This window comes from Leifsonia sp. 71-9, assembly GCF_001898805.1.
GTDB lineage: Bacteria > Actinomycetota > Actinomycetes > Actinomycetales > Microbacteriaceae > Leifsonia.
Window position 1 is genome coordinate 66,909 of sequence record NZ_MKVJ01000010.1, and the last position, 19,485, is coordinate 86,393.

Sequence of the window (19,485 nt, forward strand, 5' to 3'; positions counted from 1 at the left end):
CCTGCGAGAGAGCGCAAGAGCCGCCGGTCATGCGCCGTGCGTCCCGCGAACGGCGCGGTGCGAGCGCGCAGCGCGCTGCACGCGTCGGGCGCCGATGAGGGTCACGACCCCGAGTCCGACGGCGGCGATCCCGGCGGCGCCCCACCCGAGGGCGACGTCGGGGTCGGCTCCGGTCTCGGCAAGGGCGGTGGCCGGCACGGACACCGGCGCAGGGAGCGGCACGGCGTGGGTGATCTCCGACGCGACACCGAACGCCGAGCGCCAGGGCAGCATCCGCATCCCGCCGAGCTCCGGGGCGACGCGCTCCGGGTCGATCCGCTCGGTCCAGACGTAGTAGCCGGGCTCGGACAGGAGGCAGGACGGGGTCTCGTACTCGCCGACACCGTCGACGACGGTTTCGACCGTGCACACCACCGGTGCGCCGTCCGGGATGGTATCCGCGGCGCGGATCGGCTCGGGGAACGGTCCGAGGAGGCTGCTCTCGACCACCGCCTCCACCGGCAGGAAGCCCTCCTCCGACGCGTGGACGCCCCACGTCGGGAGGAGCCCGTCGGCGCTCGCCACCGAGACCCGCAGCTGATCGGTGATCCGGTCGCCGACCGTGACGACGGACGCGCTCGTGGTCGTCTCCACGGTCGGCTGGAACGGGAGGGGCGACGGCCCGGACACGCTCGCACCCGCGCTCGCCGTCGTGCTCGCGGGGACGGCCATCAGGAGGGACTGCACGTCCCCCTGCGGAACGGCGACGCGCAGCCCCGTGCCGTAGGGGAGGCGGTCGAGGGAGGCCGTCGCCATCACGGCGACACTGGCCTCCCGGCCATCGGGGACGATCGGGACGTCACGGCCGGTCTCGACCGTCGCCGTGCTGCTTCCGTCGGCGAAGCGGGCGCCGTCGAGGGCCACCACGGCCGAGTGCGCCGCGGCGGGGAGCAGCTCGCTCCCGGAGAGCCGGTCGGCCGTGAGCTCGACCCGCACGCGGCCGGGCCCGGTCTCGGCGAGTTCGACGACCGCCTCGGCCCGGACGGCCGTCGAGGCGAGGCGTGCCGACTCCTCGGCCATCGCGTTCGCCAGCGCCAGGACGGCCCCGGCGTCGGCTCCGGCGCGTGCCGCGTAGCTCTCGGCCGAGTGGCCGTTCAGGCCCGAGACCATCCACGTGGCGATCTGGCCGGCGGCGGCCGTCAGACGGTCGTCGGTGCCGGCCCAGGTGCGGGAGATGTACGCCAGCCGCGCCGCCTGCTCGGGGGAGAACCAGCCGAGCGCGTCGCCGTCGGCGTATTCGAGGGAGTGGCCGGTCGGGCTCTTCTTGCCGGCATTGAGGCAGAAGCCCTGGGCTCCGTCGTCGAGACGGTAGGTGCCGAGCCACCAGCCGTCCGACGACAGGTAGCCAGGCCCATGCCCGACGCCGCTGAGCGAATGGGCGCTCGAGGCGGGGACGAGTGCCTGCAGGACGCCGAGGAAGACGGCGAGCCCGGCGAGGGCGGTGGCGGTCAGGAGATGCGATATCCGGTGTGTCATGCCCCCACCCTCGCCGGGAGCCGGGGCCAGGATCGGGGATCCGTGAAACCAGTGGAATGCGCGTCCCGCGCTCGAGTTGGGGAGAACGCGACGCCTCCCGTTTACGGGACGCACAGTCGGACGCGCTAAGGTTCTCACTGGCGAATTTATCTCGGCGTCGAGCTATTCTCTCGCGCCGACCGCCCGGCAGATGACAACCGGAATCGCTACAGCGAACCCGGACCAGCAGCGGATTGGATAACCGTGGATCTATACGAGTACCAGGCCAGAGACCTGTTTGAGAAGTACGGGGTCCCGGTCCTTCCGGGCATCGTCGCGGACACGCCGGAGGAGGTGCGCGCGGCCTCGGAGAAGCTCGGCGGGGTGACCGTCGTGAAGGCGCAGGTGAAGGTCGGCGGTCGTGGCAAGGCCGGCGGCGTCAAGGTCGCCAAGACCCCTGACGAGGCCGAAGCCGCTGCGAAGGCCATCCTCGGCCTGGACATCAAGGGCCACGTGGTCCGTCGCGTGATGGTCGCCGGCGGCGCCCGCATCGCACGCGAGTTCTACTTCTCGGTGCTCCTCGACCGGGCCAACCGCTCCTACCTGTCGCTCACCAGCGTCGAGGGCGGCATGGAGATCGAGCAGCTCGCCGTCGAGAAGCCGGAGGCGCTCGCCCGCATCGAGGTCGACCCGCGCGGCGGCCTCGACATCGCGAAGGCCACCGAGATCGCGAAGGCCGCCGGGTTCCCGGACGAGCTCGTCGCGAAGGTCGCCGACGTGTTCGTGAAGCTCTACGCGGTCTACACCGGCGAGGACGCCACCCTCGTCGAGGTGAACCCGCTCGTCCTGACCGAGGAGGGCGACATCATCGCCCTCGACGGCAAGGTCTCGCTCGACGAGAACGCCGCGTTCCGTCACCCCGAGCACGAGGCGCTCGAGGACAAGGACGCCGCCGACCCGCTCGAGGCGAAGGCCAAGGCGTCCGACCTCAACTACGTCAAGCTCGACGGCGAGGTCGGCATCATCGGCAACGGCGCCGGACTGGTCATGTCGACCCTCGACGTCGTCGCGTACGCCGGCGAGAAGCACAAGGGCGTCAAGCCCGCCAACTTCCTCGACATCGGCGGCGGCGCGTCGGCCGAGGTCATGGCGGCCGGTCTGGACGTCATCCTGAACGACCCGCAGGTCAAGAGCGTGTTCGTGAACGTCTTCGGCGGCATCACCGCCTGCGACGCGGTCGCGAACGGCATCGTCAAGGCCCTGGAGATCCTGGGCGACGAGGCCAACAAGCCGCTGGTCGTGCGTCTCGACGGCAACAACGTCGACGAGGGCCGCCGCATCCTCACCGAGGCGAACCACCCGCTGGTCACCCTCGCACTCACCATGGACGAAGGCGCCGACAAGGCCGCCGAGCTGGCTGCGAAGTAAGGGCGCGAATCAGAATGTCTATCTTCCTCAACAAGGACTCCAAGGTCATCGTCCAGGGCATCACCGGCGGCGAGGGCACCAAGCACACCGCCCTGATGCTGAAGGCGGGCACCAACGTGGTCGGCGGCGTGAACGCGCGCAAGGCGGGCACCACCGTCACCCACGGCGACGTCGAGCTGCCGGTCTTCGGCACCGTCGTCGAGGCGATCGAGAAGACCGGCGCGGACGTGTCGATCATCTTCGTGCCGCCGGCGTTCGCGAAGGACGCGATGGTCGAGGCGGTCGACGCCGAGATCCCGCTGCTGGTCGTCATCACCGAGGGCATCCCGGTGCAGGACGCCGCCGAGGCGTGGGCCTACGCCAAGGAGAAGGGCAACAAGACCCGGATCATCGGCCCGAACTGCCCCGGCATCATCACCCCAGGCGAGTCGCTCGTCGGCATCACCCCGGCGACGATCACCGGCAAGGGCCCGATCGGCCTGGTCTCCAAGTCCGGCACGCTGACCTACCAGATGATGTACGAGCTGCGCGACCTGGGCTTCTCGACCGCCATCGGCATCGGCGGCGACCCGATCATCGGCACCACGCACATCGATGCGCTCGCCGCGTTCGAGGCCGACCCGGAGACGAAGGCGATCGTCATGATCGGCGAGATCGGCGGCGACGCCGAGGAGCGCGCGGCCGACTTCATCAAGGCGAACGTCACCAAGCCGGTCGTCGGCTACGTAGCGGGCTTCACCGCGCCCGAGGGCAAGACGATGGGCCACGCCGGCGCGATCGTCTCCGGCTCGGCCGGAACGGCTCAGGCCAAGAAGGAGGCCCTGGAGGCCGCGGGCGTGAAGGTCGGCAAGACCCCGTCCGAGACCGCCGACCTCCTGCGCGAGGTGTACGCCGCGCTCTAGTCGCGGGTCGCACCACGAGCGACGACGAGGCCGGATCCCGATCGGGGTCCGGCCTCGTCGGCGTCTCCGGGGCCGTCCCGCTGCGAAAACGCCCCCTGACGCCTCGCGCAGGCCCGGCGATACAGTGAGCACGATCGGAGCCGTATCCGTCCGGGACGAAGGGGCCGTCATGCCACGAACGACCAACGCCGAGCTGCTGCAGCGCATCGCGGCGCTCGAGGCCGAGAACGCGTCCCTCCGCGACGGTCTGGGCGAGAACCCGACCGTGCCTCTCCCGGCCGACGCGGCCGCCGTCCCCGCGCGCACGCACACGCGCAGCTGGGCGTGGACCCTCCTCGCCACGGTGCTGATCGTGATCGGCGCGATCCTCGCGCCCGTGGCCGTCGTCGCCTCCTGGGCCAAGGTGCAGCTGACCGACACGCAGAGCTTCGTCGACACCTACGCCCCGCTCGCCCACGACCCGGCCGTGCAGGCGTACGTGACCGACGAGGCCGTGAAGGTCATCCAGGAGAACGTCGACATCCCGCAGGTCACCTCCCAGGTCGTCGACGGCATCACCGAGCTCGGCACGGGGCCGGTCGCCACCAAGGCGCTCGACGCGCTGAAGGGGCCGCTGGCGCAGGGGATCGTCTCGCTCATCCACACGACCGTCGGCAACTTCGTCTCGTCGGACGCGTTCGCGCAGGTGTGGCAGGAGGCCTTGCGCACCACGCACACGCAGCTCGTCGCCACGATGCAGAACGACCCGAAGGCGGCGGTGGCGGTCGGAGCCGACGGCTCGGTCGGCATCCAGCTCGGCCCGATCATCGACCGGGTCAAGCAGCTGCTGGTTGATCAGGGCCTCACGTTCGCGTCGCAGATCCCGACGATCGACCGGACCATCACGGTCGCCCAGAACTCGTCCATCCCGACCATCCAACTGTTCTACGGCGTGGCCGTGGCGGCCGGGGCGTGGCTGCAGTGGATCGCGCTGGCGTTCCTCGTGCTGGGCGTGGTCGTGGCGCGCCGCCGAGCCCTCGCGCTCGTGTGGGCCGCCGTCGCGCTCGCGCTGTCGATGGTCGTGGTGGTGGCCGGCATCGGCATCGGCCGGCTGGTCTTCGTCGGCTCCGTCTCGCCCTCGCTCCTGCCCGCCGGCGTCGCGAACACCGTCTACCGCACGCTGACCACGGCGATGCAAGACACGGGGGTAGCCGTCCTCGTGCTGGCGATCGTCGTCGCGGTGGTCGGCTGGTACTCGGGGCCGTTCGCCGTGCCGCGCAAGCTGCGGGGCTTCTTCGGCTCGGGCATCGCCTGGGTGCGGGAGGCGGCCGAACGGCACGGCATCACCACGGGACGGACCGGCGAGTGGATCTACGCCCAGCGGGCGCTGCTGCGGGCGGTCGTCGCCCTCGTCGCCGCCGCGCTGGTGCTGTTCGTCCGTCCGCTCACGCCGCCGCTGATCATCTGGACGCTGGTGCTCGCGGCGCTCGTCATCGCGATCCTCGAACTCGTGCAGCGGCCGGTCATCACGGTGCCCGAGAACGCGGGCGAGGACACCCCGGTCATGACCGTCTCCTGACCGCCGAAGTGTCGCGGGCGGGCGGCGACCCGCGGCCGGTAGGCTCCATCCGGTCATGACTCGCACAACCGTCGCCCTGCTCGCCGCACTGGAGGCGGTCATCGTGGCCGCGATCGGGCTCGCGATCGCCCTGGTCCCGCTGACGATCCTCTGGGCGGTGCAGTACCAGCTCGGCGCCGACTGGATCGTGGTCTGGCGCGCGGCCGCGGACGTCTGGTTGGTCGGTCACGGCACCAACCTGACGGTGACGCTCGACGCGCAGACCGTTGCGACGCTGGGGCTGCCTGGCGCAGCCACACCCTTCCAGGTGACCATCGCGCTGCTCGGGTTCGCCGTGCTCACCGCCGGGCTCGGCGTGCGCACGGGATCGCGCGCGGCGGAGACGCCCTTCCGCTTCGCGGGGGCGCTGAGCGCGCTCGCCGCGTTCGCCGCGGTCGCGACACTCGTCACGCTGACGGCAGGGAGCGACGTGGTGCGTCCGTCGGTATGGCAGGGGATCGTGCTCCCGCCCTTCGTCTACGCGGTGGGGATCGCGGCCGGTTTCGGGTTCGCCGCCCTGCGGTCGGCTCGCGCCACCACGGACGAGGACGGGGAGGCCGTCGCCGCGCCTCCACTGGTCGCGGTCGTGCGGGACCGGCTGGCCGCCATACCGGAAAGCGTCCGGTCGGGGGTGCTCGCCGCGATGCGCGCCGGGTCGGCCGCCACCGCGATCGTCATCGGCGCGGCCGCGCTCATCGTGGCCCTGCTCATCTTCGGCAACTACGGCACGATCATCACCATGTACGAGCAGCTCCAGGCGGGGGCGCTCGGAGGCGTCGCCCTCACCCTCGGTCAGCTGGCGTTCCTCCCGAACCTGGTGATCTGGATGGCCTCCTGGCTCGTCGGCCCCGGCTTCGCCATCGGGACGGGCTCGTCGGTGAGCCCGATCGGGACCGAGCTCGGCCCCCTGCCGGCGCTCCCGCTCTTCGGCGTGATCCCGCCCGGCGGCTTCGCCTTCGGCCTCGTCGGCGTGCTGGTCCCGCTGATCGCGGGCTTCCTCGCCGCCGCCCTGCTGCGCTCGCGGCCCTGGATGCGGCTCCCGGAGGGACCGCTCCCGCTCTTCCTGACCGCCCTCGCGATCGGTATCGTTACGGGCATCGAGCTCGGACTGCTGGCCTGGTGGTCCTCCGGTGCGCTCGGCCCCGGCCGGCTGCACGATGTGGGACCGAACCCGTGGCTGGTCGGTGCGATCGTGACGGTGGAGGTCGCCGTCGCGGCGGTCATCGGGCTCATGGCGGGAGGACGGGCGCGCAGATGAGCTCCTGGCTGCCGCGGTTCCACCTCCCGAGGGTCACGCTCCGCCGGCGGTCGATCGAGGCGGAGCAGATCGTCGAGACGCCGTCCGCCCAGCTGCAGGAGTTCCTGGTGCTGCTCGGCAGCGCGCTGCTCGCCATCGGCACCGCCGCGACGGACATCCAGCAGACCCTCACGCGCGTCGCCATCGCGCTCGGCTCGCGCAAGGCGAGCCTGATCGTGTTCCCGACGCTGATCTTCGTCGGCATGCCGGGGGAGTCGCAGACCCGGTTCGAAGTCGCGATGCCCACCGGCGGGGAGGTGCGGTTCGACCGGGCCGCGCGCATCTACAGCATCGTGGACCTCGCGCTCGCCGGAAAGATCACGGCGGCCGACGGCTCAGCGGCCGTACGGGAGGTCATCGCGACGAAACCGCGTTTCAACCGAGTGGTGCGCGTCATCGGCCACGGTGTCGCGGCAGCCGGCGTCGCCCTGGTGCTGCTCGGGGCCGAGACGACGAGCATGCTGTACGCGCTGGTGCTCGGGATGCTGGTGGGCGCAGCGAAGCTGCTGGTCCGGCCGGGGACGTACGCCGCCATCCTGCTGCCCGTCGCCACGGCCTTCCTCCTCGCCCTCCTCGTCTTCGCCCTCGGCAAGACCGTCGTGATCGGCGAGCCGCTGCAGGTGCTCATCCCGCCGCTGGTGACGCTGCTGCCGGGCGCGCTGCTGACGACGGGCATCCAGGAGCTCGCCGCGGGCGACATGGTCGCCGGGGCGAGCCGTCTCGTCTCCGGGATCGCGCAGCTCGGCTTCCTGGCCATCGGGATCCTCGCGGCACTGACCATCACCGGCGTCCCCGCCTCGGCCGCCCTGCTGAGCACGCAGCCGCCGCTCGGCGCCTTCCAGCCGTGGGTGGGCGTCCTGCTCTTCTCGGTCGGCATCTTCTTCTACTACTGCGGCCCGCGCCGGTCCCTGTACTTCCTGACCTTCGTGCTGCTGGTCGCCTACGGCGGGCAGGTGGTGGGCGCCCTGCTCATGGGCAACGTCTTCAGCGGGTTCTTCGGCGCGTTCGCGCTGACCGTCGTCGCCTACCTCGTGCAGTCGGTCCCCGGCGCCCCTCCGGCCGTCGTCTGCTTCCTGCCGGCGTTCTGGCTGCTCGTCCCGGGCGCCACCGGGCTCATCCGCCTCACGCAGAGCGCCACCGGGGTCGACTTCGACGCCAGCAGCGTCCCGAACCTCCTCGGCTCCATCGTCTCGATCGCCCTCGGCGTGCTGGTCGGGACGGCGCTGTTCCGGCAGATCTACACGATCGCCCCCGCCCGCTGGAAGCTCCGCCTGGTCTGACCCCTCCGGCTGGTCGGCCTGCTCATCCGAGCGCCGGTAGGCTGGTCGCGTGCTCTCGATTGTCGTGCTGATCTCCGGTGGAGGCTCGAACCTCCGCGCACTGCTCGAGGCGTCCCAGGACGCGGAGTTCCCCGCCCGGGTCGTCGCCGTGGGGGCCGACCGCGACGCCGACGGACTCGCGCACGCGGAGGAGTTCGGCATCCCGTCCTTCACGGTGCCGTTCTCGTCGTTCGACGACCGGGAGCAGTGGGGCGACGAGCTGCTCGCCCAGATCCGCCAGTGGGAGCCCGACCTGGTCGTCCTCTCCGGGTTCATGCGCCTCGTGCCGCCGCGCGTGGTCGAGGCCTTCTCGCCGAACCTCATCAACACCCACCCCGCGTACCTCCCGGAGTTCCCCGGGGCGCACGGGGTGCGCGACGCGCTCGCCGCGGGCGCCACCCAGACCGGCGCGAGCCTCATCGTGGTGGACGACGGCGTGGACGCCGGCCCCATCATCAGCCAGGAGCGCGTGCCGATCCTGCCGGGCGACACCGAGGCCGCCCTGCACGAGCGCATCAAACCCGTGGAGCGACGGCTTCTGATCGACGCCGTCCTCGACATCGCCAACGGACACATCGACCTCAAGGAGCTTTCCCGAGCATGAGCGGACCCCGTCACGACTCCAGCCTCTACCGCGAACGGGATGTCGTCCCGATCCGCCGTGCGCTGATCTCGGTCAGCGACAAGACCGGCCTCCTCGACCTCGCGCAGACGCTCGCCGAGGCGGGCGTGGAGATCGTCTCGACGGGTTCGACCGCCCAGACCATCCGCGACGCCGGCCACGCCGTCACCGATGTCGCGACCGTCACCGGGTTCCCGGAGTCGCTCGACGGCCGGGTGAAGACGCTGCACCCCGCCATCCACTCGGGTCTGCTCGCGGACCTCCGCCTCGCCTCGCACGAGGAGCAGCTGAAGGACCTCGGCATCGAGCCGTTCGAGCTGGTCGTCGTCAACCTCTACCCGTTCGTGGAGACCGTGGCGTCGGGAGCCGTCGGCAACGACGTCGTCGAGCAGATCGACATCGGCGGCCCGGCGATGGTCCGCGCCTCGGCGAAGAACCACGCTAACGTCGCCATCGTCGTCTCGCCGTCCGACTACGCGGCGATCGCCGACGCCGTCGCCGCGGGCGGCACGACCTTCGACCAGCGTCGAGAGCTCGCGGCCCGCGCCTTCGCGCACACGGCCTCGTACGACGGCGCCGTGGCCGCCTGGTTCGCCGGTGAGGCTCCGAGCACCGATGACTTCCCGGAGCGCTTCGAGGTGCGCGCCGAACTCGCGCACACGCTGCGCTACGGCGAGAACTCGCACCAGGCCGCCGCGATCTACACCGACCCCACCGGGCGCGGCATCGCGCAGGCGACCCAGCTCGGCGGCAAGGAGATGTCGTACAACAACTACGTGGACGCCGACGCGGCGCTGCGCAGCGCGTACGACTTCACCGAGCCCGCCGTCGCGATCATCAAGCACGCCAACCCGTGCGGCATCGCGGTCGCAGACGACATCGCGGACGCCCACCGCAAGGCGCACGAGTGCGACCCCGTGTCGGCCTACGGCGGCGTGATCGCGGCCAACCGCACCGTCACCCTCGCGATGGCGGAGACGGTCAAGGGCATCTTCACCGAGGTCCTGATCGCGCCCGGGTACGAGCCGGAGGCGCTGGAGCTGCTGCAGACCAAGAAGAACCTCCGCATCCTCCAGCTGCCGGAGGGCTACGCCCGCGCGACGACCGAGTTCCGTCAGATCTCGGGCGGCGTGCTCGTGCAGGACGCGGACCGTTTCGACGAGTTCGACTCCTCGAGCTGGACCCTGGTCTCGGGCGAGGAGGCCGACGCGGCGACCCGCGCCGACCTCGAGTTCGCCTGGAAGGCCTGCCGCGCGGTGAAGTCCAACGCCATTCTGCTCGCGCACGACGGCGCCTCCGTCGGCGTCGGCATGGGACAGGTCAACCGCGTGGACTCCTGCCACCTCGCCGTCAGCCGGGCGGGGGAGCGGGCGTCCGGTTCGGTCGCCGCGTCCGACGCGTTCTTCCCGTTCGCCGACGGTCCCGAGATCCTGATCGCCGCGGGCGTGCGCGCGATCGTGCAGCCCGGCGGCTCGATCCGCGACGAGGACGTGATCGCGGCGGCGAAGGCCGCCGGCGTCACGATGTACTTCACGGGCGAGCGCCACTTCTTCCACTGACATTGCGTCCCTCGTGGGGTCACGGGAGAATGGAGGGCGGTCCACAAGACCGCTCAGCCACCACCGCGATCCCACGAGGAGACACCGATGTCCGTCCTGCCCGCAACCCTGGTCGAATCCACCGGAACCGACCTGCCGCACGAAACACTGCACGTGGTCAAGGGGAGGCGGAGCGGTCTCACGATCAGCATCGCGGTCCACTCCACCGTGCTCGGCCCCGCCCTCGGCGGCTGCCGGGTGTGGACGTACGACTCCTGGCTCGAGGCGGTCGTCGACTCGCTGCGCCTCGCCGAGGGGATGACGCTGAAGAACGCCGCTGCGGGGCTCAACCGCGGCGGGGGCAAGACCGTCGTCTACGTGCCGCGTGACGTCGAGCTGACGCCGACGCTCCGCTACCAGGCGATGCTCGACCTCGGCGACGCGATCGAGAGCCTCGGCGGCAGCTACATGACGGCGGAGGATGTCGGCACGAGTGCCGAGGACATGGCCGTCGTCGCCACCCGAACCGCGCATGTCTGCGGGCTCCCCTCCGCCGACGGCGGCGTCGGAGAGCCGAGCGACGCGACCGCCGCCGGCGTCTACGCCGGCCTGCTCGCGACGCTGGAGCGCGCGGTCGGAACCCGGTCGGTCGCCGGCCGCCGCATCACCGTGCTCGGCCTCGGCCACGTCGGTTCGCTGCTGGCGATGCGGCTCGCGAGCGAGGGCGCCGTGCTCACCGTCACCGACGTCAACCCGGCCAAGCGCGCGCTCGCGGACGCGATCGGTGCGACCTGGGTCGAGCCGGGCGAGGCGCACCGCGTCGAGGGCGATCTCTTCGTTCCCGCCGGCGTCGGCGGGGTGCTCACCGACACCGTGATCGACGAGCTGCGCGTGAAGGCGGTCGTCGGTCCGGCGAACAACCAGCTCGCCAGCCGTTCGGGCGCCGGGAGGCTCGCGGCGCGCGGCATCCTCTGGGCCCCCGATTTCGTCGTCAACGCGGGCGGCGTGATCTTCCTGGCCATGATGAACGAGGAGCAGCCGTCCGCTGAGGCGACGGCCGAGCGGGTGGAGCGGATCGGCGACATCGTCGCCGAGGTGTTCGCCGTCGCGGAGCAGCGCGGGATCACCACGCTCGAGGCCGCCGACGAGCTCGCGCTCGCCCGGCTGCGCGAACCAGCCAACGCATAGAAACGCTCCGATAGGGTTGGTTCCCATGACGTCTTCGTGGGGCCGCCGGCTCATCGCATCCCTTGTCGTTGCCTTCGTGGTGGCCTTCGTCGTGCACGCGGCGATGATCGCCGCGTTCTACGTGGGGAGCCTCGCCGGGTCGTCGGCTCCATCGGGGGCGTTGATCGTCGCCGTCAGCAACTACTTCTCGCTGACGAGCGTGCTCGCGTTCGTGCTGCTCTTCGTCGCGGGCGTGGTCGGAGCGTTCGACCGCTGGTGGACGGCGCTGATCGCCGGCCTCCTGGTCGGCTTCCTCTCGCCCGCGATCGGCACGCTCGTCACGGCGACCTCGGGCGGCTCGCCGTTCAGCGGCCAGCTCGTCGTCGCCGTGCTCGGCACCCTCCTGGGCATCAACCTGCTCTACGGCGTCAGCGTCGCCGTGCTCACCCCGACCTTCGGACGCTGGCTGTTCCGCATCATCGAGGGCGTGCGCAGCCGTTTCGAGACGGAGCGCAAGGTCGCACTCGTCCGCATCCCGGCCAAGAACCTGCAGGACGGCCTCGTCACCCACATCGACCGCACCGCCGTCGACGCCGAGCTCGCCGACACCCAGTGGGACGGCTACGTGAGCGCCCTCTCGCAGGCGGGCTGGCAGACGGTCGAGGTCGCCTCCGCCGACTCCCTGGCCGACTCGGTCTTCGTCGAGGACACCGCCGTCGTCTTCGGCGACACCGCCGTCATCACCCGCCCGGGCGCGGACTCCCGCAAGCCCGAGGTCGCCGGCACCGAGGCCGCCCTGCGCGCGCAGGGCCTCCGCCTCGAGCGCATCGAGGAGCCGGGAACCCTGGAGGGCGGCGACGTCCTCAAGGTCGGCTCGACCGTCTACGTCGGCCGCGGCGGCCGCACCAATGGCGAGGGCATCCGTCAGCTGCGCGCCCTCGTGGCACCGCTCGGCTACACGGTCGTCGGCGTCCCGGTCACCAAGGCGCTCCACCTCAAGACCGCCGTCACCGCCCTGCCCGACGGCACCGTCATCGGCTACGAGCCCCTCGTCGACGAGCCGCGCATCTTCGAGCGCTTCCTGCCCGTCCCCGAGGCCCACGGCACCGCGGTCGTCGTGCTCGACGACGAGACGCTCCTCATCTCGTCCGCCGCGCCCCAGACCGCGGCGCTCCTCGAAGACCTCGGCTACACGACCATCGCCGTCGACATCTCCGAGTTCGAGAAGCTCGAGGGCTGCGTCACCTGCCTGTCCATCCGGATCCGCTGAGCCGCATCCGCCCGACCTGACCGTTGCCGAGGGGCACGTCGTGGTCGCCATTCCGCAGGGAATGAGCGCCACGACGTGCCCCTCGGTGCTTTCTGGTGCCGTGACCTACGACTGGAATGCGACTCCCTCGGGCCATTCGCCCGTCCGGTCAAATGCGCGGCGCGCTTTGGCCACGATCGCCGCAGCGGAGCTTGAGCGCTCCTCTGCGCCGTCGACATACCAAGCCTCGGGATCGGCGCGCGGGATCACCAGGGTGCCATCCCACTGCTCGTCCTGATTCTCGGCGAAGCGGTACCTCACTGCCTGGTCAGTGAGCTCCACGAGTTTCCCGTAGATCAGCCGTGCCATGAGGAGACCTCCTTCGGTCGGTCTGCCGTCTGGCCAGCGTGGGATCGCGCTGGGCCCCGGCTCGCGTCCTCCCCATCCCGACGCGTCGCCAGGCCGGTGGCTGCGAGGGCGTGCACTCCCCACCTCCCGAAAACCGTGCCGGTGGTCGAGGACGCGAGGATGACGGCAACGCTGAAGGTCATTTGTAGAGCCGGAGCCGACGGACGAAAAGGTCGAGCGCAGAGTCCTCGTCGGTGAACGTTTGAATTGCTCCCTGAACCGCGCGCTCGTCGGTGTTCACGACGACCCATCCGTCGGGCGTCTGATAGATCGCCACTCGATCGGTGACGTTCTCGGGGAAACCGAACCAGGCGTGGGTGCCGAGCGATTCGGCCTCGATCGTGGCTAGTGCTTCGGTCCGCGTCATCGTCTGCTCCGGTTCGATCTATTCGACCGCTGAGAGTCGAAGCCGTTCGACGAAGAGGTCGAGAGCGCCTTCCTCGCTGACGAAAGTGCGGGTGGCGCCGGGTGCCGCGCGCTCATCGGTGTTCTCGACGATCCACTGTGCGCCGCGTTTGTAAATCAGCACACGGTTGGGGTGATACGGAAGGCCGAAGAAGGCGAATTGCTCGAGATCTTCGTTCTGCATGATGTCCAAGGCTTCTTGTCGCGTCACTACGTTGTCGCCCTTCTATAGTTCACGAATCAAACCCATCTTGATCAGATAACTGACGGAGCAGGGAAGCGATCATCGTCGCCGGGTCGTAGTGGCAGCCGTGGCTGACGAGACAGCCAACCCCTGTTGGCGACGCCGATCGAAATCCCGCGGACGTGCTCCAGGCGAGACGGGCCGGACCGCGCCAGGCTGAGATCAGGCGCTCAGCTTGCGTGTCGGGGAGGGGCGTCGATTCTTCCATCGAGGTACGCCCTCAGATAGTCGGCCGTAATCTCGTCCGTCCGAGCTATCTCTTCGGCCGAAGGAACTTGGACAGGCCTGGACCCCGGCGATCGCCTCGTCCGCATCCCCCAACACGGTCGGTACGCTACCAGGTAGCGTGCGGTAGTTCTCGCGGGTTTCACGTGCTTGTGGATCCGGATCCATGCGCACGCGTCCGGGGAAGCGCGCACCACGCCGCCGTGACGGCGGCAGCCACCGCAGCCGTCAGCCAGCCGGCCGTCACGCCGCCGAACGCCGCGATCAACACGATCACGGAGGTCCCCAGCGCCGTTCCGAGCTGGGCGCCGGTGTTCAGGATTCCGCTGGCGCTGCCCTCCAGCGAGCCGGGCACGGAGGTGCCGATGGAGGTTCCCGCGACGGACGAGAGCCCGAGGCCCGCGCCCGCGAGCGCGACGCCGACCAGCACTCCCCACCAGGGTCCCGTCGTCGTGGCGAGCACCAGCTGTCCGATCGCGATCGTCGCCAGACCGGTGGCCGCGAGGGCGTGCGCTCCCCAGTTGCGGAAGATCGTGCCGGTGGTCGACGACGTGAGGATGACCGCGACGCTGAACGCCATGAGGGTCAGTCCGGCGGCGACGGGGCCGATCTTCAGCGTCTGCTGCAGGAAGAGGGTGGCGAGCACGGCGGAGGAACTGGTCGTGGCCGTGTTCACGAACGAGATCGCCGTGCCTTGGCGCAGCGGCCGTGACGCGAACGCTGCGCGAGGGATGAGCGGGTAGCGTGCGGTGCGCAGCCGCACCACGAGTAGGGCGGCGAGTCCCGCTCCGACGGCGACGAGCAGAATGCCGGCGGGCAGCGTCGGCGGCGACTCCATCAGCGCGGCGCCGGCGATGACCGCCATCACGGCGGCGATCAGCAGGACAGCGCCGGCCACGTCCAGCGGCGATTCGTCGCGGGGGTGCGACGAGCGAGCCACGGCGAGGAGGACACCGGCGAACAGCGCTGCCGCGAGCGGGAGGTTGATCCAGAAGACGGCCGGCCAGCCGAGCGCCTGCACCAGCAGGCCGCCGACCAGGAACCCGGAGGCGCCGGCGGCCGCTCCCGTCGCGCTCCAGGCCGCGACGGCGCGACGGCGGGCGTCGCCGGCAGGCGCGGCCTCGAGCAGCAGCCGCAGCGCGGACGGGACCGAGATCGCGGCGGCGGCTCCCTGCAGAGCGCGCGACAGCAGCACGGCGCCGATCGCCGCGTCGCCGAGCGCACCCGCTGCCGCACCGAGCACGGAGACGGCGCCGAACAGCGCGATCCCCGTCAGCAGGATGCGCCGGTGGCCGAAGCGGTCCCCGAGGCGGGCGCCCAGGACGAGCAGGCCGCCGAAGAACATCGCGTAGACGGTGGCGAGGGGACCGGCGAACGCGGCGTCGGCGTGCACGCCTCGCAGGATCGAGGGAATCGCGGTCGTCGCGCTGGTCACCCCGAGCACATCGACGAACTGGACGAGGCACAGGACGGGCACGGATCCGCGACGCATGGCCGCCAGGGTACGCCGCCGCCCGTCGGCGACCCTGTGGCGGCCGAACGCGCACTCCGGCTGATCGCGTCCGAAAAAGTCCTTGCGATCCAGACGAACCTGGCAATAAGCTGTAGGGCTGCCTTGTCGCGGCACTACGTGAACGCATCGAGGCCGGGAGGACGCAATGAAAAAGACTGGATACGCACGAATCGTGACGGTGTTCGGACTTGTCGCGCGCGCGTCCTCGGAGCCGGCCCCCACCTGGTAGGTCCCAGGAAGGTCTGCGTCTCCGGCTGACTGTCGCCGCTCTGACAGCACTGTTCTCGAGGGTCGAGCATACTTCGGTGTGCCTTCGGCGACCCTCGGCGGCGACCTCTCAGCACTGTTCCCGCGGGTCCTCGGTGACCCGCCGCAGAAGTCGGAAAATCACAAGAAAACGGAAGTCTCATGGCTGAAACACATCAGCATCCACCTCAAAGAGAACAGAACATCAAGCGCGCGGGCACCATCCGCACGCTGCTGCGCATCCTGCCGTTCGCGAAGTCGGCCGCGCCGCGCATCGTGCTCGGCATGGTCGCCGCGCTGCTGGCGAGCCTCGTCGCGCTCAGCATCCCCCAGGTGCTGGGCTGGCTGGTCGACGGTCCGCTGTCCACTGGCGACGCCTCCGCGGTCTGGCCGGCGGCACTGCTCGTGGTCGGGCTGGGCGCGGCGGAGGCCGTGTTCATCTCGCTGCGACGCTGGTTCGTGCTCACCCCGGGCACGCACGTCGAGGCGCGGATGCGCAACGGTCTGTACGCCAAGCTGCAGGACCTCCCGGTCGCCTTCCACGACCGGTGGCCCAGTGGGCAGTTGCTCTCGCGCGCGGTGAGCGACCTCGGGCTGATCCGCCGCTGGCTGTCGTTCGGCATCGTGCTGCTCGTCGTCAACGTCGTCACGATCATCGTCGGATTCGCGATCCTGATCAGCTGGAACTGGATCCTCGGGCTGATCTTCCTGGTCTGCTCCATCCCGCTGTGGATCTACGGGTTCGTGTTCGAGGCCAAGTACTCGATCATCGCCCGCCGCAGCCAGGACCAGGCCGGCGACCTCGCCACCGCGGTGGAGGAGTCGGTGCACGGCATCCGCGTCCTCAAGGCGTTCGGCCGGGGCAAGCACGCCCTCAAGAACTTCGCGTCGCAGGCCGAGCAGCTGCGCGGCACGGAGATCGAGAAGGCGAAGGCCATCGCCGGCATCTGGCTGTGGCTCCTGCTCATCCCGGACGTGGCGTTCGGCATCAGCCTCGTCGTGGGCGTGTGGCTCTCGGCGCAGGGGCAGCTGTCGGTCGGCGAGCTCGTCGCGTTCTTCGCGACCGCGACGGTGCTGCGGTTCCCGATCGAGTCGATCGGCTTCCTGCTCTCGATGACGTTCGACACGCGCACCGCGGCCGACCGCTTCTTCGAGGTCCTGGACGAGGTCAACACGATCACCGACCCGGCCGAGCCGAAGCGGATCGTCGACCCGAAGGGCGAGCTCGTCTTCGACGACGTGCACTTCCGCTACCAGGACTCGCCCGAGCGGTTCCCCGACCTGCTGGACGGCATCCGCCTGACGGTGGAGCCGGGGGAGACGATGGCGCTGGTCGGCCTGACCGGCTGCGGCAAGTCGACCCTGACCGCGCTCACCACCCGCCTGTACGACGTGACCGGCGGTGCCGTGCGCATCGACGGCGTGGACGTGCGCGACCTGACCCGGTACGACCTGCGCAAGGCCATCGCGATGGCCTTCGAGGACGCGACACTGTTCTCGGCATCCGTGCGGGACAACGTGCTGCTGGGCCGCGACGAACTCGACCCGGCCTCCCCGGAGGCCGAGCGCGTGCTCACCGAGGCGCTCGAGATCGCGCAGGCGGGCTTCGTGTACGACCTCCCCGAGGGGGTCGAGACGAAGGTCGGCGAGGAGGGGCTCAGCCTCTCCGGCGGACAGCGTCAGCGACTCGCGCTCGCGCGTGCGGTCGCCGCCGCACCCAGCGTGCTCGTGCTGGACGACCCGCTGTCGGCGCTCGACGTCGACACCGAGGCGCTCGTCGAGGCCGCGCTGCGGCGCGTCCTCGCCTCCACCACCGCCCTGATCGTCGCGCATCGCCCCTCCACGGTGACGCTCGCCGACCGGGTGGCGCTTCTGGAGGACGGCCGCATCACGGCCGTCGGAACGCACCACGACCTGCTCGCCACGAGCGAGCACTACCGATTCGTCATCTCCAGCCTGGAGGACGACGAGAACGAAGAGATCCTGCAGGAGGTGAACCTGTGAGCACCGCAACCGTCCTGGGCGTCGAAGGCGAAGAGCGCAACGACCTCACCAAGGAGGAGAGCAGGCAGGTCCGCAGACGCTCGCTGCGTCTGCTGGGCTCGCTCATGCGACCCCTCCGGCTCCGGCTGATCCTGACGGCGGTCGTCGTCGTGATCAGCACGGCCGGGCAGGTCGCAGGCCCCGCGATCATCGCCTTCGGCATCGACAACGGCATCTCGGCCCTGCAGTCGCAGAACTGGCTGCCCGTCGCCGCCGCGGGCGTCGCGTACCTCGTGACCGGCATCATCGGCGCGGTCCTGATCGCCTGGTACACCATCCTGAGCGCGCGGATCAGCCAGGCGATCCTGATCGACCTGCGCAAGCGGGTGTTCCTGCACACGCAGAAGCTCTCGCTCGAGTTCCACGAGTCGTACACGTCCGGACGCATCATCTCGCGCCAGACGAGCGACCTGGACTCGATCCGCGAGCTCCTGGACTCCGGCATCAACCAGCTCGTGCAGGGCTTCCTGTACATGCTGTTCATCGCGATCGCCCTGTTCGCGCTGGACTGGGTGAGCGGCGTCGTCCTGCTGGTCTCGCTGGTGCCGCTCTACCTGCTTACGCGCTGGTTCCAGAAGCGCTCGCAGGTGCTGTTCCGCATCTCGCGGGTGGCGTCGGCGAAGCTGATCGTGCAGTTCGTGGAGACGATGACCGGCATCCGCGCGGTCAAGGCGTTCCGCAAGGAGAAGCGCAACGAGAAGGAGTTCGGCGGCCTCGTCGAGGACTACCGCGACGTCAACGCGCGGGTCATCCAGCTGTTCGGGATCTTCGACCCGGGCCTCGTGATGATCGGCAACCTCACGGTCGGCGTCGTCCTCCTGGTCGGCGGGTTCCGCGTCGCGGAGGGGCAGCTCGCCATCGGTGTGCTGCTGGCGGCTCTGCTCTACACGCGGCGCTTCTTCGACCCGATGGAGGAGATGGCGATGTTCTACAACTCCTACCAGTCGGCCGCGGCCGCGCTCGAGAAGATCTCGGGCGTCCTGGAGGAGGAGCCGAGCGTCCCCGACCCGGTGAAGCCGGTCGACCTGTGGACGGCGGAGGGGCACGTGCGGTTCGACGACGTCACCTTCGCCTACAAGGAGGACCGTGTCATCCTGCCGGAGTTCAGCCTGGACATCCCGGCGGGGCAGACGATCGCCCTCGTGGGCTCGACCGGAGCGGGCAAGTCGACCCTGGCCAAGCTGATCTCGCGGTTCTACGACCCGAGTGACGGCGAGGTCTCGATCGACGGCGTCGACCTGCGCGATCTGCACCCGAAGGACCTGCGCCGCGCCATCGTGATGGTCACGCAGGAGGCGTACCTGTTCAGCGGTTCCGTCGCCGACAACATCGCGCTCGGTAAGCCCGACGCGTCGCGCGACGAGATCGTCCGGGCGGCGAAGGCCGTGGGGGCGCACGAGTTCATCGAGGGGCTGCCCAACGGGTACGACACCGACGTGAACAAGCGCGGCGGCCGGGTGTCCGCGGGTCAGCGCCAGCTGATCTCGTTCGCCCGGGCGTTCCTCGCCGACCCGGCGGTGCTGATCCTGGACGAGGCCACCAGCTCGCTCGACATCCCGAGCGAGCGCCTGGTGCAGGAGGCGCTGCAGACGCTGCTCGCCGACCGCACCGCGGTGATCATCGCCCACCGGCTCTCGACGGTCGCCATCGCGGACCGCGTGCTCGTGATGGAGCACGGTCGGGTGGTCGAGGACGGCACACCGGACGATCTGATCGCCGGGACCGGCCGGTTCGCCCAGCTGCATGCAGCCTGGCGGGACTCGCTGGTCTAGGTTCTGCCGTGGTTCC

16 protein-coding genes are annotated in these 19,485 nt (G+C 70.4%); 11 read left to right on the forward strand and 5 right to left on the reverse strand.

The genetic code is table 11. The features are described from left to right. Positions 1 to 27: 27 nt before the first annotated feature. Complete coding sequence (locus tag BGO91_RS05710; protein WP_290471889.1) at positions 28 to 1,515, reverse strand: hypothetical protein; 1,488 nt, start codon at positions 1,513 to 1,515, stop codon at positions 28 to 30. A 243-nt stretch (positions 1,516 to 1,758) separates the two neighbouring features. On the opposite strand from BGO91_RS05710, the gene sucC reads away from it, so the two are divergent. From sucC to ddaH, 9 genes are all read left to right on the forward strand, one after another. Then, the gene (sucC, locus tag BGO91_RS05715; RefSeq protein WP_290471890.1) at positions 1,759 to 2,922 is read left to right on the forward strand and encodes an ADP-forming succinate--CoA ligase subunit beta; all 1,164 of its coding nucleotides are present in this window, start codon (positions 1,759 to 1,761) and stop codon (positions 2,920 to 2,922) included. A gap of 14 nt (positions 2,923 to 2,936) precedes the next feature. Beyond that, on the forward strand, positions 2,937 to 3,824 hold the full coding sequence (sucD, locus tag BGO91_RS05720) for a succinate--CoA ligase subunit alpha (protein ID WP_290471891.1): 888 nt from the start codon (positions 2,937 to 2,939) through the stop codon (positions 3,822 to 3,824). 169 nt (positions 3,825 to 3,993) lie between these two features. After that, positions 3,994 to 5,382, forward strand: a complete 1,389-nt coding sequence (locus BGO91_RS05725) for a hypothetical protein (RefSeq protein WP_290471892.1) — start codon at positions 3,994 to 3,996, stop codon at positions 5,380 to 5,382. A gap of 55 nt (positions 5,383 to 5,437) precedes the next feature. After that, positions 5,438 to 6,679, forward strand: coding sequence for a DUF6350 family protein (locus tag BGO91_RS05730; protein ID WP_290471893.1), 1,242 nt, complete (start codon positions 5,438 to 5,440; stop codon positions 6,677 to 6,679). Continuing rightward, a complete protein-coding gene (locus BGO91_RS05735; protein WP_290471894.1) occupies positions 6,676 to 7,998 on the forward strand; it encodes a threonine/serine exporter ThrE family protein in 1,323 nt (440 codons plus the stop codon). The genes BGO91_RS05730 and BGO91_RS05735 overlap by 4 nt, the downstream gene beginning before the upstream one ends. Positions 7,999 to 8,047: 49 nt before the next feature. Then, positions 8,048 to 8,641 (forward strand): phosphoribosylglycinamide formyltransferase, encoded by a 594-nt coding sequence (gene purN, locus BGO91_RS05740; RefSeq protein WP_290471895.1) that lies wholly within the window; start codon positions 8,048 to 8,050, stop codon positions 8,639 to 8,641. Continuing rightward, entirely contained in the window at positions 8,638 to 10,218 is a 1,581-nt protein-coding gene (gene purH, locus BGO91_RS05745) for a bifunctional phosphoribosylaminoimidazolecarboxamide formyltransferase/IMP cyclohydrolase (RefSeq protein WP_290471896.1), read from the forward strand. Before purN ends, purH begins: the two co-directional genes overlap by 4 nt. A gap of 87 nt (positions 10,219 to 10,305) precedes the next feature. After that, positions 10,306 to 11,385, forward strand: coding sequence for a Glu/Leu/Phe/Val dehydrogenase family protein (locus tag BGO91_RS05750; protein ID WP_290471897.1), 1,080 nt, complete (start codon positions 10,306 to 10,308; stop codon positions 11,383 to 11,385). A 25-nt stretch (positions 11,386 to 11,410) separates the two neighbouring features. Then, the gene (gene ddaH / locus BGO91_RS05755) at positions 11,411 to 12,634 is read left to right on the forward strand and encodes a dimethylargininase (RefSeq protein WP_290471898.1); all 1,224 of its coding nucleotides are present in this window, start codon (positions 11,411 to 11,413) and stop codon (positions 12,632 to 12,634) included. A gap of 105 nt (positions 12,635 to 12,739) precedes the next feature. Here the strand turns inward: ddaH and BGO91_RS05760 are convergent, their stop codons facing one another. The 4 genes from BGO91_RS05760 to BGO91_RS05775 form a co-directional block, all read right to left on the reverse strand. Next, positions 12,740 to 12,982, reverse strand: a complete 243-nt coding sequence (locus tag BGO91_RS05760) for a hypothetical protein (protein ID WP_290471899.1) — start codon at positions 12,980 to 12,982, stop codon at positions 12,740 to 12,742. 178 nt (positions 12,983 to 13,160) lie between these two features. Beyond that, entirely contained in the window at positions 13,161 to 13,388 is a 228-nt protein-coding gene (locus BGO91_RS05765; RefSeq protein ID WP_290471900.1) for a hypothetical protein, read from the reverse strand. Between the two features lie 18 nt (positions 13,389 to 13,406). Further along, positions 13,407 to 13,610: a hypothetical protein gene (locus tag BGO91_RS05770; RefSeq protein WP_290471901.1), complete on the reverse strand. Its 204-nt coding sequence runs from the start codon at positions 13,608 to 13,610 to the stop codon at positions 13,407 to 13,409. 427 nt (positions 13,611 to 14,037) lie between these two features. Next, entirely contained in the window at positions 14,038 to 15,387 is a 1,350-nt protein-coding gene (locus BGO91_RS05775) for an MFS transporter (protein ID WP_290471902.1), read from the reverse strand. 429 nt (positions 15,388 to 15,816) lie between these two features. On the opposite strand from BGO91_RS05775, the gene BGO91_RS05780 reads away from it, so the two are divergent. Together BGO91_RS05780 and BGO91_RS05785 are read left to right on the forward strand one after the other, a co-directional pair. After that, positions 15,817 to 17,658, forward strand: coding sequence for an ABC transporter ATP-binding protein (locus BGO91_RS05780; RefSeq protein ID WP_290471903.1), 1,842 nt, complete (start codon positions 15,817 to 15,819; stop codon positions 17,656 to 17,658). After that, a complete protein-coding gene (locus BGO91_RS05785; RefSeq protein ID WP_290471904.1) occupies positions 17,655 to 19,469 on the forward strand; it encodes an ABC transporter ATP-binding protein in 1,815 nt (604 codons plus the stop codon). Before BGO91_RS05780 ends, BGO91_RS05785 begins: the two co-directional genes overlap by 4 nt. Positions 19,470 to 19,485: the final 16 nt, after the last annotated feature.

Bases quoted from the DNA above. Each gene is read 5' to 3' on its own strand.
- BGO91_RS05710 (WP_290471889.1), bottom strand. From the start codon at position 1,515: ATGACACACCGGATATCGCATCTCCTGACCGCCACCGCCCTCGCCGGG.
- sucD (WP_290471891.1), top strand. From the start codon at position 2,937: ATGTCTATCTTCCTCAACAAGGACTCCAAGGTCATCGTCCAGGGCATC.
- BGO91_RS05725 (WP_290471892.1), top strand. From the start codon at position 3,994: ATGCCACGAACGACCAACGCCGAGCTGCTGCAGCGCATCGCGGCGCTC.
- BGO91_RS05730 (WP_290471893.1), top strand. From the start codon at position 5,438: ATGACTCGCACAACCGTCGCCCTGCTCGCCGCACTGGAGGCGGTCATC.
- BGO91_RS05735 (WP_290471894.1), top strand. From the start codon at position 6,676: ATGAGCTCCTGGCTGCCGCGGTTCCACCTCCCGAGGGTCACGCTCCGC.
- purH (WP_290471896.1), top strand. From the start codon at position 8,638: ATGAGCGGACCCCGTCACGACTCCAGCCTCTACCGCGAACGGGATGTC.
- BGO91_RS05750 (WP_290471897.1), top strand. From the start codon at position 10,306: ATGTCCGTCCTGCCCGCAACCCTGGTCGAATCCACCGGAACCGACCTG.
- ddaH (WP_290471898.1), top strand. From the start codon at position 11,411: ATGACGTCTTCGTGGGGCCGCCGGCTCATCGCATCCCTTGTCGTTGCC.
- BGO91_RS05760 (WP_290471899.1), bottom strand. From the start codon at position 12,982: ATGGCACGGCTGATCTACGGGAAACTCGTGGAGCTCACTGACCAGGCA.
- BGO91_RS05765 (WP_290471900.1), bottom strand. From the start codon at position 13,388: ATGACGCGGACCGAAGCACTAGCCACGATCGAGGCCGAATCGCTCGGC.
- BGO91_RS05770 (WP_290471901.1), bottom strand. From the start codon at position 13,610: ATGCAGAACGAAGATCTCGAGCAATTCGCCTTCTTCGGCCTTCCGTAT.
- BGO91_RS05775 (WP_290471902.1), bottom strand. From the start codon at position 15,387: ATGCGTCGCGGATCCGTGCCCGTCCTGTGCCTCGTCCAGTTCGTCGAT.
- BGO91_RS05780 (WP_290471903.1), top strand. From the start codon at position 15,817: ATGGCTGAAACACATCAGCATCCACCTCAAAGAGAACAGAACATCAAG.